Genomic DNA, 16,611 nt, shown 5'->3' on the forward strand with positions numbered 1-16,611 from the left:
TTTAGGTTTTAACTGTTATTATTTGTGCCGCCCTGCAAGGTGCCAAGGCTTGATTTATTCAATATAATCGGGTTGGTTTCCTGGGTGTCGTCGTCGCAATCGCTTAACTGCCCCTGCTGATAAACGGTGTACAGTTTTTCAAGCACATCTATGAATTTGCTGTTCAATACCGGGTCAATAGGTGTATCTGTACTTACCGCTATGTGTTTGGCGGCAAGCCAATCTTTATAAACCGCTTCAAAACCAACCATCTGATCATGGCCTATAAAGCAGATCCGCGGTAAAATATGGGCCGGCGTTTCTGTACGGATGAGCCGCTCGGCATAGGTGCGGAAAGCTGTATTACGCAACCTTACGCTGTAGCCGGGCAGTATCACACAAATCCTAAACGAATAAGGATCAAGCGGCTCGCAATACACGCCGTTAGGATCAAGGCAAACCGGCATAAACTGGTGATGGGTACTGTCATCGCCGGTATAATCAAATGGAGGCCGCAGCAGGATATTTTCTATCACGTACATACCCTCCATCTTAAAATCGTTTTGCATAAACTTGATGATAAATGCAATTTCGGTTTCGATGGCAGCGGCGCTGAACTCCATATCATTAAGGGTAAGCAGCGTACCGGCCGAGTTGGCTATGTTATACACATATTTGCCGGCAGTAGGTCCAGGGCTTAAGCGGTAGTTTTCCCTGTCGCAGGCCAGCACAGATACCAGGCCGAGATCTTCATAGGCGTCAATTTCCTTTAGATAATTGGCATTGCCTTTAAATTTCACTACACCAAGCTGCGATATTGTCCAGTTGTAATGCAGGGCATCGGCCTTGAACAAAAGGTAATCCTCCACGCTTAGCTGCTGCATTTTATAGTTGGAGAAACCCAGCAGCATCGAGATGCGTTTTTCCATGCCCGATACATTCACCAATTGCTGATCGGGCGTTTTAGCGTTATACAAGTCCATCCCGCTGCCACGGCAAATACTCATCTGATCATAATCCTTTAAAAAATTAACCTTATGCCTGATGATATTGCGCTGGTAATCTTCGCCGTAAATGCGGTACATTAAAAACACGTATTCGTTAAATTGCTCTGCAAAGCGGGCCAGCAAATGATCAAGGAATTTATTTTTCCGCTCGGGATAGTTATCCTGCCCAATTTCTTTAATTACATCATCAACTGTTTGCTCCCATTGGGCATAGCCATCCACAAGTTTTTCTACATCCCTGATACCGTTTACCGTATTGCTGAAATAGGTTTTGCGGATACTATCATCGGCAGTGAGCAAAATCCGGGCGTTTGAAAGCTGGGCGAAGTAATTGGCCAGCACCTGATCATAAAACAACAAATATCCTTTAAGCTGTAAAGCCAGCGAACGTTGTTCGGTTGTTGCGGTATCGGGCAAACCCAGCGGCGAAATGCCATAGTTTTCAGGAAACTGGTTTTGCAGGGTTTCATAGTGGCCGATGTCGCGGTAGTCACCTTCGGGTACGGGGAGGTCGACTATCTTCTTGGCCTCAACGCTGTCTTGCCAGTCTTTACGTAACTGGTTAAGATCGGTTTGGGCTTCTGACTGTTTCAGTTCGATAGGCACCACGTCTTTATAAAAGGTGAATGACGAATTGGTTTCGCACAAAACAGGCTTATGACCATCCTGGATACAAAGCAACCATTGGTTCGATTTATAGATCTTATCGGCAACCTCGCTCTGAGGTGCGGTACAGCCGCAAAAACCAAAGGAAATGCGTTTCACCAGCCGCACACCGTCAATTTCCATAATGATGCGGTACAGATCAGACAGGCGCACTTCGGTACGCAATTGTGAGGCCGCAAGCTCAGCGGGGATAATAAACCCCTGTTTGGCAAACTTGGCATCAATACCCTGCAGGTTTTCAAAATCAAGCACGGGGCCTTCAAATATCTCGTCGGGCTGCATGCCTTTGTCAAGCAGCTCCTGCAACAGGTAAAATTGAATATCGGGTGTAAGGTATTGCTCAATATTGAACATGATCTGTGCCCAGATCATTTCAGGATCGGCCTGGGGTTGCAATTCAATTTCGGCACAGATAACTATTTCCTGGTTTTCAACCGCCTTTACCTGGTCAAGGTCCTCACACAACTCACGGAAGTAATGGTATACCGATTTTATTTGTTTGATGATATCGTCCTGTTTGGCTTTGATCTTGGCGGCATCGCCGCCCAGTTCAGGAAAGTCCTCAAAATCAATCAGGATATCGTTTATGCCCTTTAAATCGAATTTAACCTCTTTGCCTGTCAGGGCATTTTCGCCGGGTTTTGCATAGCGCAAAAGCGGTTTACCATCCGGTTGTTTATAGTTGGCAATAATACTGTGGGGCGATTTCTTGATCCAGGCATTCCGCACACCATCTATCCGTACAAACAGTTGGCGGTAATCATCGGGGGTAACAGGGTAACCGGGCAGTATTTTTATGGCAGACAAAAACTGCTCATGCATACTGGTGGTATTATCGTGGTCAACAGCCAGGATATTTTCCACCGGCAGGGTAATGCGATAGTTAAGATCGGTTAGTGCATAACAAAGCATCTCAAGCGTGGTAATCCCCGGATCATGCACATTATAGTCCGACCAGATGGCGCTCGCCAGATCGCGGATATGCTGCATGCCTTCGGTGCGCAGGGTATTGTACTCGGGCCCAAGGCTGGTATCAATTTGTTTCGGTATGGTTAACTGATCAATCATGGGCATGTAGGTATGGTTTGGATATCAATTAAATGCTGCTTTGCCGATACAAGAATGGCCTTTGAATTGCCTGCCTCCAAAACATCGGGATTTGCGGGCCCCGATGCAGTGAAGTACATCTTAAAATCGGTTATATAATCAACATAAGGTAGCTCTTCAATAAAGCGGATCACCACGCTTTTATACAATGTTCCGCCGAAATCAATATCCGCATTGCGGTTATAAGCCCAGGGCGACAGGTAATTGATCAAATCTGTATTCAGCTTAATGGCGTACAGGTTTTCATCCAGCCCGAAGTAAAACTTCACCTTAAAATCAAGGATCACTTCCTCATAATCAGGGTTAATAGCCAGCAGATCAACGTGCATGGAGTTTAAACCCGACAGGTATTTAGTGATCTCACTCAGGGTATTTTTGCTTACCCGGGGTTTAAATGGGTCAAAACTGATCTGGTTACGGATATCGGGGATAGCCACAACCCTTACACTACCCGGCGCCACCTCTATGTCATCGTTAGTATGGTTAAGGCACTTAACCCTAAACACCTGCGGAAACTGCGCCATTACCAGGTGTTCATAATCCCAAATGGTAATTGCCCGGTGTTTATGCCTTAAGCGTTCGCTTACCCGTAAACGGAAGGCACCATCATCCTCGGGCAACAAACCGCCGAACGAGGCATAAGGCTGCGTAACCGATTTAATCTGCGGCAGCCTGTCAATTAGCTTACTTATTGTACCCGCGGGCAGGCCTGCGTCCAGATGTGAAAGTTCGTTGTCATTATCGGCAAATTCAGCCTCGGCTGCCTGGATATGTACATTAATGAACTTACAAACCGAATCGATAGTAACTGAAGTTGGTAGCTCAACCCCAAGCCAGGTTAGGCTTTGGTTAAGAAATGTATTATTGGTTGTAGCGCCTTCGGGAATTAAGAATTTGATAATCCCCGAGCGTAAAAAATCGTTGGTATCATCACTGATGATATTGCTTTTATCCAGTGCAATCCATTCATTGCCGGATAAGTAAAACCATTTAGGTTGGATGGTATCAGAGAACGATGGCGCAAGCGCATCCTCGCTCCCCTCGGCCACCTGGAAAAGAATACTGGCTACCGATCCTGTCTGAATACCCGAGATGCCTATATAAAACGCGGCAAGATCGGGTGCCTGTGGTATGGCTGTAATGTTGCCATCAATTAAACCGTGAAATTGTTTTTTGAGGAAAGCATGCTGCTCGGCCTGGCCAAATGGTGTTTCATGAAAAAACTGAACGTTGTGGTTCACATAGTCGGCCAGCAGACCGGCATTATTATTACTGCTTGTAAGCTTATCAATATCGTTTGAAGCCGTTGCTTTGTAGTCGATGGTAAGCGAAGCTATTTCAGGCGTATAAGGCACCGACGGTATAATTGCGTCCCCTTCTTTTTTAATCATGGCTGCCGCAAATAATTTGGGGTACTCGGTATGCAAAAAGTCGCGGTCTAAATTGATGCGGATATAGTTATCCTTAACCCCGGCCGAAAAATTTTCGGTTTGTGTTTGCACCGGTGTGGCAGTTTGCTGGAAGCCTATAAATCCCAGTGTAGGAAAAAAGAACTGCATGGGCTGTACATATTGCTGTACAAGTGCTTTTTCGGCCTGTGCCCCCCAGCCGTAATTAAATGCCCCGGATACGTTAAAGTAAAGATATTGGTTAATAAAACTGGGGGCCTGATTTACCGGCTGGGGCACACCATCCGGTGTTAAGGTAAATGAGTCATCGAGCACGCTGATCGAGCTTCCTCCATCAGGGAACCATTTTCCATCTTTGATAAACGATACCTTTGCAGTAAAGCTATCTTTATCGGCAATAACCCGCCCGCCGAAATCACTAAGCCCTGAACTGGAAGTAATTTTATAAGCACTCGGTGTAAACGAAGGACTTACAAAATCGGCGCGGTAAGCATTATAATAATCTTCTATCGGGCTCGGTACTCCTTTCCAGTTAATTTGAGGTTTGATCTCCGTCCACTGTTTTTGAAAGATCTCAGCATTACCAATATAAAGGTTTGAATGTATTTTGGGTACTGCCCCAAAAGCAAGGAATGGTTTTGAGGGGTCAACCTTACCGTTATCATTTTCAACCGCCAGGTTTTTCATGCCGGTTACGGCTACGTCAATCTGCACACTATCAAGCCGGGCCTTACTTAATGCCTGGTAAACAGGGTAAGCGTTGTCCTGTACGGTCATCAGCAGGCGAATAACCGGAAAATCGGTTTTGTAATTCTCTTTGTGGATAGCCTGATCATAGGGTACTACCGCTTTAGCTTTAGGTGGTACATTTACAGTTATAATCAGTTTTTGCTGGCTCAGCGTAGCGGGCGCGGTTGAAGGAAAATCGGCCTGGAGCCAATCTTTTTCAGATGTCAGAAATACTTTAAACAACTGCGCTATTAATGCAGGATCAAAGGCATCGAGCCCGGTAAAATTAAGTGTAAGGGTTATAGTACGGTCGCCCTCACCCAGAAGTAGAACGCTTGAAGCAAAAGCAAAACCCATTGATGCCGTTGGCCAGCTTTTGCTGCCAAAGGGGTTCCATTTGGGTACATCATCCTTAAAAGGTGTACCCAAACCATCGGCAGAGAAGGTAACATCGGCATAAGCAACTTTATTATCTGCAGGCGATTGATACCAGCTTTTCATAGCAGCTATGGTGGCGCTGTTTACTGCCAGCTCGGCATTTGTTTTAAAAACAACGGGCTTAGGTTTAGGGCTTTTATCTTTACCTGCATCAAGTGCTGTATCCTGCGGCAATAAAAAACCGGTGAGGTTACGGGCCAGTTCAAATATGATGTGCACTTTATCCGGTACCTCCGGCCTGTTGCGCAACTGCAATACCCGTTTAAAATAAAAATCAAGATGACGGCCGGTAAACTGGTTCAGCGCATCTTCTGAGTGCTGCAGCAGCATAATAAAGCACATGAACAAGGCAAGGTGTGGTTCAACATCACTTTTAATGCTTGAGTCGGGAAATCCCAAACCTGCATTTTGCATTTTTACCTCAACCTGCTTCAGAAAATCCTGCAGCGCTTTTTTATCCTGGATAAAAAACGGTTTCCAGTCGCCTTGCGGGTAGTTGCTGTCTTTCGGGGTATAGTAATTTATTTTATCGGCATAAGCAGCCGCAAACGTTAGCCAGTCTTCCATGCCCAATTCCTCAATTGGGGCGTAGGCTGGGTCAAGCGCTTTCAGAAAGCGCTGTGACTGGCTTGAGCCATCACGTTGAAGCGGATTTTTATCGTTACAGGCCATGGTTTGGTTATTGGTTGGTAGTTATGCTGGTAATGTCATTTTTATAATAAGGGAACACATAGTTATACCGTGAATTGGTGGTACGTACCGTGTAATTAAGCTTAATAAGCAAAACCCCTTCGCTATCCATACTGCTGTCAACCTCGGTGCTGTTGAGCGTTATTCTTGGTTCAAAGTACAGCACAGCTGTTTCAATCAAATCTTTGATATAGGTTTTGAGGGTGAGGTTCACAGCCTCAAAAACTATATTTTGCAAATCGCACCCGAAGGTTGGCTGCATAATACGTTCGCCCAGCCGGGTGGTAAACAGTATGCCAAGGCTGCTTTCAATATCGGCCTCGTCGGTAAGCATCTCAACTTTGCCGGCAGCCTTGTCAAAACTTGGCGGGAAACTCCATCCCCGGCCTATAAAAGGTATTTTTGGTTCCATTGATCAACCTCCGATTATTACTGTTGGGCAGCCTAACACTATCGATCCGCCATGGGCTGTGCTATCGCCCATGCGGGCGGCGGGTTTCCCCCCTATCAGCACCGTTGCCGAACCCATGATGATTGAATCGGGCGGACCAACACAGGTACACATATCGCCTACGCATACCGCAGGCATGCCGCCAATAAGCACCGTTGGTACCCCCGGCCCTATTACCGGCCCGCCTACATGAGGCACTACGCCTGTAACCATAGGGCATACGTGCATATCGCCTATCCGTGCTGCTGCTGCCATTTTTTGTTATTAATTTATTTGTACAATTGAGCCTTTAAGCGCCGCTGTTCCGCTTGATTTTACTTCCACACTGGCCGATCCCTCGGCCGAAAGCGCGGTATTGGCTTTCAGGCTTAAATTCATGCCCTCGGCATTAAAATCCTGCTGGGCTTTAAGCACCAGTTTGCCCTGGGTTTCGATGGTTATACCATCACTGTTCATTTTTATCGAGTTATTGTTCTCGTCTTTTAGTTCTATCGCCCCGGCATCTTCATCCATGGTTATCTTTTTTCCGGCAGGCGTTTCAATGGTTACCGATTTTTTATCGTCATCAAAAACAAGTTTCATTTTACTGCGGGTTACAAAGCCCTTTTGGTTATTGGCATCGGCGGCCGTTAACGGAGCGTTTTTACTGCTGCTGTTAAGCATGCCCAGTACTACCGGCTTGCGCGGATCGCTGTTTAAAAAGCCTACTACTACTTCGTCGCCAACTTCGGGCAAAAAGAAACTTCCACGATCTTTACCGGCATCTAAGGTGGCCACGCGTGCCCAGATCCCCTGATCATCGGGACTGATCACCGGCATGCGCACCAGGATCCGGCATTCGCCATCAGGGTCGCTTTCCAGTTGGGTTACCACACCTATCTGCAAACCGGGCACCGCCTGGATCAAAGCTGAAGCCGGCTTTATACTGGTATCAAACTTTTCGGTAAACCATTGCGGGTCTAAGCCAAATTGCACCTCAAGCTGCCAGTCGCCGGCAGATACATGATGCTGAATATGACTAACAAAGGCATTGCCGTTAAACCTGTCGCTCAGGTTGCTGAGTTTGATAATCATGCCCGGCTTTACCGTGTGAATACCTTTAAACTTTACCCTGCCCCGTACCTTTGAAAGTACCTGCTTTTGCTTGAGCGCTGTTGCCCAGGCCTGCAGTTCGGGCTGCGAAAGCTTGCCGCCATGATTGAGCTGATATTTATTTTCATTGAATACGCCTGCCAGATCATCAGAACTAAGATTCCCATTCAACTCGCCGGATGGCGGGTTGGCATCAACCTTTTCAATTTCCTGCGATGCAGGGTTCCAGGTGCGGCCGGTTATGGAGGGGAACTGAATGCGTGAATCAATCTCGGCATCCAACTCCAGCATGGTAGCACCAAATGATAATTCCACAACCGCTGTACCGCTTATTTCGGGTTTTTTAATGGATAAGGTATTATCATCGGTATAAACCAGCATCCCGTTTAGTTCTGCGCGACCGGTTATGAAATCCCAATCGGTAGCTTCATATTGTACCAGGTCGCTGGTGGTGATGTTCATATCTGCAACATCGGCTGTTAAACCGCTATAAGTACCTGTTAGGGTGGTTATAGCATCACTGTCTTTCACATTTTCGCCAAAGTATTTGCTGTGGCGGGCAAGGGTCATGGCAATGGCCTTATCGCGGCATTCAATAACCAGTTGTGATCCGCTATTGCGTAACTTGATGCTGTGTTTAATAACCACACCCTTAAACAGCGTATAATTATCCGACTCATAACCGCACAGTATCTCGATGTTTTTTCCTGGTATAAATAAGTCGCCGTTGCTGGCATCAAACTTTTGGGCCGAGGTATCACCATCAATAATCACCAGTTTGGCGGCGGCAATACGGTTTACACCTTTATCAATCACTATAGCTTCCACCCGTAAGGTGCGCGGTATCTCGGTACCCTCAATTTTTACAATGGGGGTAACAACGGTACTTGGCCGGGTGGTTTCTATGGTGCGGCTATCTGCCATGATTGGTTATTGGTTTAATGGTGGAAACTTGATTTTTGTACCTGTTGCGAGATACCTGAAATCGTTGAGGTTGTTTGCCTGGGCTACTTCGATGTAATACTTTGAATCGCCATAGATCTGGTAGCAGAGTAACGGCAAGGTATCACCTTCATTAATCACCCTAACTTTGGTTAAATCGGGCGACTGGGCATTTTCTTTAGCCACACGCTTTTTGTCCTCAACAGAGCCAATAAATGTAGCTTTTACGATGGCCCTCAACGGGCGACCCTGGCTATCAAAGAGTTTGTAGTTAATGTCCATTGTTTCCAATGCACCATCAAACTGAAGGGTACCCCAATAAATGCTCACAAATCTTGGCCGGTGCTTATCGCCCTGGTATTCGATGATGAGCTTTTGCAGGTTGTCGATATCTTCATCAACCCCTAAATCACCGGCTGTAGCACCATTGATAACCCCGGTACGGTCAAACATCAGTTCGAAATCCATCTTCTGCGGTTCGATTTTGGAAAACTTGGGCAGCTTGCCCGATGTTCCCTGCGCCTGCTTGTCAGAATATTTGATCTCAATCTTCTGGCTGTAGCCTTCGGGGTTCACCTGTACCGTCATGGAGCCTTCTTCCTTTTTGCTCTGCGGATCGGACCAGGCTACGATCTTCATTTTGGTTACATTATCGGCCATCAGCGTTCGTTTTTATTTTTCAAAATCTCCAATATCTGCTCCACGCATTCGGCAATGATCTCATCTTTATCACCGCCTCCGCCGCCCTGTCCGCCCCCCCCTCCTGAGGGCTTTGAATCCTGCTCGGCCGGGCTTTGGTTTACGCTCACGCGGATGTTCAATTCTCTGATCTCGATTGGCATAACATCAGGTTTGAAGTGTGTAATACTGGTATTGCAGCTCAAAACTTTCAATTGCGATGCTGTTTTGCTCGGCATTCAGATCACTCAGGCTCCATTTTTTGGGCCAGGCCTGTACTACATTCCAGGTCAAAAGCGGGTCATGTTCTTCGTTAAGCAGGCTTACGGTAAGGTCTTTAGGTTCAATAATAAAATTATTGAACACGTTATTGCACCAATCCATCAGCAGTTTTGATTCGGTAATGAGCCCCCGTTTCAGCACCAGTGCCGGAAACTTGGCCCTCACCGGCAGCGCATGTTCAAAACGATTTTCGCCACCCTCCTTTTTGGATTCTGTTTCCATCTCCATGGATAGGCCTGATACATTCTGAAACCTGCTGTCGATATTTTCATCGCCGATGCCCGTAAACACCACCTTAAAGTGAAAGCCTAAAGGCGGATAACCTGATTTAGCGTCGAAGGCCATGATTAGCCGTTTTTGATAGTTAAACCTTCGTGAGCAACCTCAAGCGTTTCAATTGCTGCCTCGTTGGCATCTGCCTTCAAATCGGCCGACTGGATCTTAACCGGGAAAGCATTTTTAACCGACCATGTAACAACCGGCTGATGCTCTTCATTAAGCAGGTTAATGGTAAGGTCACGACGGTCTATCTGGTTTAGTTTCACAGTGTTCATCCAGTCATAAAACTCGTTATCATTAGCAAATGTGCCGCGTTTTAGGGTGATGTTACCATATTTGCGCATACCAGGCATCTTTACCTTATTGTATTCCTTGCTGCTGCCTTCGCGGTATTCAATCACTTCGGTTTCTATCTGTAAGCCGGTTACTTCTGTAAAACCGATACGTGTGCCACCCCAGTCAACCTGGAAATGGAATTTGGGTAGAGGATAATTTGCCATTTTATTTGTTTTAAATGAAATTCAACAGATTTGATTTAATTAACTCTCCTGCATTTTGTGTGAAAAACGGAGGATGATGAACTCGGCAGGCCTTACTGCAGCCATACCTATTTCAACTATCATGCGGCCTTCTAAAATATCAAGCGCAGTCATGGTTTCGTTAAGGCCAACGTGTACAAAAAACGCATCTTCGGGTTTAGCGCCTTGTAATGCACCGGCACGCCATTGCAGGGTTAAAAAGTTCTGGATCATCACCCTTACTTTTGTCCAGGTGTTGGCATCGTTATTTTCAAAAACGAAAGGATAGGTAGCTTTTTTAACCGACTCTTCAACCATGATGAAGAACCGCCTTACCGGGATGTAGCGCCATTCGTTATCATTACCGGTTAAAGTACGCGCCCCCCAAACCAAAGTGCCGCGGCCGGCGAAGGCCCTGATGGCATTAATTGATTTACCGGTTGCGGTAACATTCATATCGTCCTGATCGCTGTTGTCAATTTTTACAGCGGGGCCAATTACATTATTAAGACTTACATTGGCAGGCGCTTTCCAAACGCCGCGGGAGCCATCAACATTGGCATAAACCCCGGCAATTGCCCCCGAAGGAGGGATGGTACTCATTTTAAGCGTTACTGCCGAGTTTGCCGCACCGAAAAATACGTTACCCGAAAACAGTGCCTGCTCAGCCAGGTTTTCATAAAACAATGCACCATTTATTAATGCACCCAGGCCTGTTAAAATAGTGGCAACAGTATCCTGCAATGCCTGAACAATTGAAAGCGCTCCTGCTGTATCCTTAGTAAAAGGATCACCATTGGCTATTATTGCCGCGTAGGTTGAATTGGCTACCCAGGGCGTATTATCCAATACCGAATAAACAGTTGCCGGATTACGACCGGCAGTTGTATTAGCAGCAACCTTGTTGTTTTTTTCGTAGGCAATCAGGTTGGTGATGGCGGCTTCAAGCTTGGCATCTTTGCTTAACGCGTCAATATCTTTGCCGTAAAGCGCGCCAACAGCCGGTGCATCCTTTGCCTTTTTACCGGCGGTGACAATTGCGGCTAATAAATCCAGATAAGCAGTTAACTGCACATCGGGAGTTACGTTTTGGGCAATGTTATTTGCCAGTGCGGTTAATTTAGCTTTCACGGCATCAACACCGCTTACCCTTAGGGCGGTTGCATCCGCCGCTGCGCTAAATACAGAACCTATTACCTTGTCGGTATCTTTTATAGCATTTTGCAGATTGGTCACAAGCGTTTTTTCGGCAGGGCTTTTTGAAAAGCTATCGTAGTTGGTGATCTTAACCGGTGTGGCGGCATTGTTCCAAAACTCCAGCTGCCTGAAATCAACATTAACATCATAGCTTGTAATTATCCAGGGATAATAAGCCGCACCATAATTTAGATTATTGATCCCTATTGAGCTTCGGAAATTATCTATCGGCTTATTGGTTGTATCCTGCCGTTTATCGCCCTGTAAAAGGTCAAGTATCGAAAACCTGTCCTGCATGGTAGCGCACAAGGCTAATGCCTGGGTTTGCAAACCGCTAAAGCCAACAAGATCGGGATTACCACCAGCTAACAATTGAACCGCATCGGGGAAAAGGATCAGCGTAGGCTCATCTTCGGCCGAAAGCGTATCAATACCTCCTGATATAGGAGCTGCTGTTACCGCTGCTGAGAAATCTCCAACAGAAACGATATAACATGGCCCGCCGCCATTATCAAAGTATTGCCTGAGTGATACATACAACTGAAAGCGTTTATCAGGCACTACGTTCAGGATCTGGTTTGTAGCCGGGTTAACGGTAACCTTAACGGTTGTTGGTACATAATCGCCCCCAAATAAGCTTTCAAACTCCAATAGCGATTTTATACGGGTTGGAACGTTCACCAGCGATTTACCCTCGGGGGTAAGGGCAAAGGCGGTAAAGCCAATAAAAGCAGGTATAGCGGTTTCAACCTGGGCAACTGATGGCGGAAACAGTGCAATCTCCTGCACGTAAACTCCGGGTGTTTTATAAGCCATGACTATTTGATTTAAGATTGAACCATTTTATGACTGAAACGCAGAATAATAAACTCGGCCGGACGAACCACTGCCATGCCTACCTCAACAATGAGCCTGCCTTCAAGAATATCTAAAGAGGTCATGGTTTCGCCAAGGCCAACGTGCACAAAGAAGGCATCTTCGGGCTTAGCTCCCTGTAGGGCACCGGCACGCCATTGCAGTATTAAAAAGTTGGCTATCATGCCGCGCACCTTTGCCCAGGTATTGCCATCATTTGGCTCAAATACAAAGGGCTGGGTTGAGTTTTTAACCGATTCTTCAACCATGTTAAAGAAACGCCTTACCGATATGTAACGCCATTCGTTATCATTACCGGCCAGTGTACGCGCGCCCCAAACCAATACACCTTTGCCTGAAAATGCCCTGATAGCATTTACCGATTTACCGGTGCTGGTTACGTTCATATCTTCCTGGTCGCTGTCGTCAATTTTAACCATTGGGGCCGATACCAGGTTTAGGCTCACATTTGCCGGCGCTTTCCAAACACCGCGCGTGTTATCAACAGACGCATACACGCCTGCTATTGCCGCTGCCGGAGGTAAAATAACCGAGAACAGGTTGGTTTGCTGAGTGATATAGTTATACAGATCGCTGTTGATGTGATAGATAGAATTGGCGGTATTGGTATCATCCCGCAGCACCGCAGTAGCCGGAAAATCAGTTGCAGTAACGCCTGTTCCGGAAACAATCAGCTGTTTGCTTTCATTGCTGAAATAATTGATGCTGGTTTGCAGCCACGGATAATATGCGGCACCATAGCTCAGGTTATTAACCCCGATAGCAGTACGGAAGGCTGTAGCTATATCGCCGAATGCTTTTTTGCCTTTATCGGCAACGGCCACATATGGGTCAATAAGCACCACCCTATCCTGTAAAAATGCGGCCTGGGCCAATGCCGCGGTATATAAACCGTAGTAATCTGCGGCAACAGTAAGGGTTACCGCATCTGTAAACAGCAGGATGGTAGGCTCATCTTCTTTTTGCACTGCAGCAAGCGCATTGGTAAGCAGCGTTTTATCTACATTAACAGCCGCACCGGTTTGGCCGGCCGACACGATATAACACGGCCCGCCACCATTCGCAAAATAAAGCTGCAGGCAATAATACATCCTGAATTTCAGGGCTGGATAAGGATCATCTACCGCGGCATCAAACGAAAATACGCCGGCTGTCTTTTTGATCTTGATACCGGTTGTAGTTCCGGCAGTGGTGAACAAAGTATTTTCGGCAAAACCAAAGATCTGCTCATACTCTTTAAGCGATTTGATCCTGACAGGGTTGTACTGCAATGACGCCCCGTTGTAGCTAATATTTTGTGTGTAGCCTATAAAGGCCGGGATAGCCGTTTCAACCTCGGCTACCGATGGAGGTAGGAGCGGAATTTCTTCCACGTAAACACCCGGAGTTTTGTATGTTGTTGCCATATTACTGTTTTTTACTTGCTAAAAAAATATGTCTGAAAAAATCTGGTTGGTTTCTGGTTTTATGAGCGATGCCGTTGCGTTAGGCAGATCGACAGTTGTCAGATTATTATTTTTATCCTTCACTTTCACGGTTATAAAACCCTGCCTTGTAAGCGGCAGCGCATTATCACTTACCGATGCGGCCCCGAAAGCTGTACCTATATACCGCCAGTAAGTAGCCCTGTTTTTGAACCGTAAGCTAAACACCGGCGATTTCAGGGTAGTATCAGCCTGCATCAGATTATAAGCAACGCCGCTGGTTTTAACGCAGATATCTATAAAAGCCCATGCCGATGCATCTGTACTATAATAAAAAGGAAAATCATCAGTATAACCGGTATCAGCCAGGTGGGCAGTATACAAGCCCTCGGGCAAACTGCTTATGTCGGCTTTTATAATATTCAGAGGACCGGTCTCTACACTGGTAACTACATTCACCACGTTACCGGCCCTGTCTTTTATCGTTAATGCCGGGGTTTTATTTGCTACTGTTACCTGGTAGCTAAATACCCGCCCAAACTGGCGGATCAGATCGCTGTTACCGGCATAAGCCAAAGGTTTTCCACCAACCAGCGGGTCGGTGATCCAGTTACCTGCAGGCGTGGCCCCTGCAGTTGGGTCGAGGCTATTTTTTTGCTGCGCGATGAACAATTTGGTTGGCGTAGCCTGGTTATCAACCAGCATATCACCCGGATAATAATCGGTAGCCGCCTTATATACACCTGGTGTGGCAGTTATAAACGGAGACACACGCGGCGATAATGAAGGATCGTTGGTAAAAAAATACACCATTCCGTCGGGCGCTTTTAAAGGCAATGAACTATAGTTGGCAAAAAGGCCATCGTTAATGGCTAAACTAAAGCTGAATACTTCGTCATCTGCCGGAACTATCTGTGGTTGCTCCTTAGTACCGTTCAAAGTATACGGAATACCGGTAATAACACCGGTTTCGGTTTGTTTATAAACTATATGCAAACCTGCAAACTTTGCCCTTGTAGCTTTGGTAGGTGTTACGCTCATGAAACTGCCTATGTCATACCGCTCCAGCATAGCCAGGCGCGCATCGGCGCTCAGCGTATCAAAAAGCGTGACGCCGTCATCAAGGTGATAATGATGACGGATGTCAATCTCAAAAAGCGTTTCGTAATTCAGGTCAAGTACCATCGGGTTATAATTTATAGGTTTACTGCCCGCACTAATCGTTAACTCAGTTTATCGCTCAGTTCTATCTTTTTAATGATGCCGCGTGTTTCGGTTACATTGTCGCGTAATATTTCAACAAGGCGAACGCGGTATAGTACATATGGAAATTGTTTGCCGCCCAGCGTGCTCCACAGGTAATTGGCCTGCTCAAATGTGGGCGAGTAGATATCAAGTATAAGGCGGAAGTCGCCGAGGCCAACTTTTGTAGTGGGACTGTTTTGTTTGGTAAACGTGTTTTTGCCCTGAAAAAACTCAACTATATGTGAAAGAAAGATCAGTGACTTTTCGTAGGAGCTAAAGAGGCATGACGAAAACAGCACATACAGGTTAAGGTACATTGGTGCATTTCGGTAGTTGATATCGTCGCCATTACGCACATAGTTGGGGATGTTTTTCATGGTAAATTCTTCGGAGATATTTACCAGCGTAACCAGGATATTTTCCAAACCTTTGATCTCATCTTCGCTCAAATGGGCTACGTTTTTAAGCTGGGTAAAGGTTGAACTAAGCCCGCTGTTCCCATCTGTTGTTTTGAGATAGTTATTTAACTGTTCAGCTAAAAAGCTTAAGGTTTGGTAAATCATGATAATTAGATGTTTATAGGTGGTTGCAGTTTGGCTGCTGATGTTATACCAAAGTTGGGCATCCGGCTTTAGTAACCTGCAAGTGTATGCACGCTAATTACCACGTATTTATACGCAATTAAAGCACGTATAAATACGTGGTAATGAACGGGTTAAAACAACAAAAAACCTGCAAATTCCAGCAAAAACGAACTTTTTAAAAAGGCTAATCGGTTGTCAGAACGCGCTCTTCTTCAAACTCCATAATTTAAGCGCCGCGTAACAACGGCAAAATCCGCACAACCCACATCTATTTGATGTTCAAACAGATATTAAAAGACCGAGATACTACTATCCTAAAGGATACCGGTATCCTTTAGGATAGTAGTATCTTTTTGATAGTTAAGCAAGGTAATTTTGCTGCTACAAAATAAACAACAATGAAAATATTACATCTCATCAGCAGCCCACAGGGCGAAGCATCATTCAGCGTAAAATTAGGCAACGCTATTGTTAGCGAGTTGCAATCTGCCCACCCGGATAATACATTAACCACTCATGATTTAACTGCCACACCGTTCCCGCATCTGGAAGAGGCACACATAACATCTTTTTACACTCCCGAAGAAAAAAGGACGCCAGAGCTTATTGAAGCCGTTAAACATTCGGACGAAGCTATTGCCGAGTTATTGAATGCTGATGCCGTAGTTATTGATACTCCAATGTACAACTTCGGTATTCCATCAACCTTAAAAACGTGGATAGACCATATTGCCCGTGCCGGCAAAACTTTCAGCTATGGCGAAAAAGGACCTGAAGGCCTGGTTAAAAACAAAAAAGTGTACCTGGCTATCTCATCGGGCGGTGTTTACTCTGAGGGGTTTATGAAAGCTTATGATTTTACCGAGCCTTATTTAAGAGCGGCCTTAGGCTTTTTGGGTATGACAGATATCAAAGCTTTCAGAGTTGAAGGTATAAAAGTGCCGGGGTTACAGGAAACAGCTTTAGATAAAGCGATACAGGGTATTGAGCTTTAATATTAAAACACGAAAGGGAAGCA

At 45.8% G+C, this 16,611-nt stretch carries 14 protein-coding genes; 1 reads left to right on the forward strand and 13 read right to left on the reverse strand.

Going from position 1 to position 16,611, the window contains the following annotated elements; translation table 11 throughout:
• Positions 1 to 8 precede the first annotated feature (8 nt).
• Genes AC59JO_RS23025 through AC59JO_RS23085 form a run of 13 tightly spaced genes read right to left on the reverse strand, consistent with a single transcriptional unit; the run spans position 9 to position 15,572 of the window.
• Positions 9 to 2,720: a baseplate wedge protein gene (locus AC59JO_RS23025; protein WP_497308277.1), complete on the reverse strand. Its 2,712-nt coding sequence runs from the start codon at positions 2,718 to 2,720 to the stop codon at positions 9 to 11.
• Entirely contained in the window at positions 2,717 to 6,007 is a 3,291-nt protein-coding gene (locus AC59JO_RS23030) for a baseplate J/gp47 family protein (RefSeq protein ID WP_497308279.1), read from the reverse strand. Before AC59JO_RS23030 ends, AC59JO_RS23025 begins: the two co-directional genes overlap by 4 nt.
• A gap of 7 nt (positions 6,008 to 6,014) precedes the next feature.
• Positions 6,015 to 6,437 carry a GPW/gp25 family protein gene (locus tag AC59JO_RS23035; protein ID WP_413667092.1) on the reverse strand — a complete coding sequence of 141 codons (423 nt, stop codon included), beginning with the start codon at positions 6,435 to 6,437 and terminating at the stop codon, positions 6,015 to 6,017.
• A 3-nt stretch (positions 6,438 to 6,440) separates the two neighbouring features.
• The gene (locus AC59JO_RS23040) at positions 6,441 to 6,731 is read right to left on the reverse strand and encodes a PAAR domain-containing protein (RefSeq protein WP_121227820.1); all 291 of its coding nucleotides are present in this window, start codon (positions 6,729 to 6,731) and stop codon (positions 6,441 to 6,443) included.
• A gap of 9 nt (positions 6,732 to 6,740) precedes the next feature.
• Positions 6,741 to 8,492, reverse strand: a complete 1,752-nt coding sequence (vgrG, locus tag AC59JO_RS23045) for a type VI secretion system tip protein VgrG (RefSeq protein ID WP_497308281.1) — start codon at positions 8,490 to 8,492, stop codon at positions 6,741 to 6,743.
• 6 nt (positions 8,493 to 8,498) lie between these two features.
• Entirely contained in the window at positions 8,499 to 9,170 is a 672-nt protein-coding gene (locus tag AC59JO_RS23050; RefSeq protein WP_497308283.1) for a CIS tube protein, read from the reverse strand.
• On the reverse strand, positions 9,170 to 9,352 hold the full coding sequence (locus tag AC59JO_RS23055) for a DUF5908 family protein (RefSeq protein WP_121227826.1): 183 nt from the start codon (positions 9,350 to 9,352) through the stop codon (positions 9,170 to 9,172). Before AC59JO_RS23055 ends, AC59JO_RS23050 begins: the two co-directional genes overlap by 1 nt.
• 4 nt (positions 9,353 to 9,356) lie before the next feature.
• Positions 9,357 to 9,815 (reverse strand): phage tail protein, encoded by a 459-nt coding sequence (locus tag AC59JO_RS23060; protein ID WP_090524166.1) that lies wholly within the window; start codon positions 9,813 to 9,815, stop codon positions 9,357 to 9,359.
• A gap of 2 nt (positions 9,816 to 9,817) precedes the next feature.
• A complete protein-coding gene (locus tag AC59JO_RS23065; RefSeq protein ID WP_091211201.1) occupies positions 9,818 to 10,249 on the reverse strand; it encodes a phage tail protein in 432 nt (143 codons plus the stop codon).
• Between the two features lie 39 nt (positions 10,250 to 10,288).
• Entirely contained in the window at positions 10,289 to 12,280 is a 1,992-nt protein-coding gene (locus tag AC59JO_RS23070) for a phage tail sheath family protein (protein WP_497308286.1), read from the reverse strand.
• An 11-nt stretch (positions 12,281 to 12,291) separates the two neighbouring features.
• Positions 12,292 to 13,746, reverse strand: a complete 1,455-nt coding sequence (locus tag AC59JO_RS23075) for a phage tail sheath family protein (protein WP_413667088.1) — start codon at positions 13,744 to 13,746, stop codon at positions 12,292 to 12,294.
• Between the two features lie 18 nt (positions 13,747 to 13,764).
• Entirely contained in the window at positions 13,765 to 14,949 is a 1,185-nt protein-coding gene (locus AC59JO_RS23080; protein ID WP_413667087.1) for a hypothetical protein, read from the reverse strand.
• Between the two features lie 38 nt (positions 14,950 to 14,987).
• Positions 14,988 to 15,572, reverse strand: coding sequence for a Pvc16 family protein (locus AC59JO_RS23085; protein ID WP_413667086.1), 585 nt, complete (start codon positions 15,570 to 15,572; stop codon positions 14,988 to 14,990).
• Positions 15,573 to 15,991: 419 nt separating this feature from the next.
• Between AC59JO_RS23085 and AC59JO_RS23090 the strand changes: the two genes are divergently transcribed.
• Positions 15,992 to 16,588 (forward strand): FMN-dependent NADH-azoreductase, encoded by a 597-nt coding sequence (locus AC59JO_RS23090; RefSeq protein ID WP_413667085.1) that lies wholly within the window; start codon positions 15,992 to 15,994, stop codon positions 16,586 to 16,588.
• Positions 16,589 to 16,611 lie beyond the last annotated feature (23 nt).

This window comes from Mucilaginibacter sp. A5337, assembly GCF_059690695.1.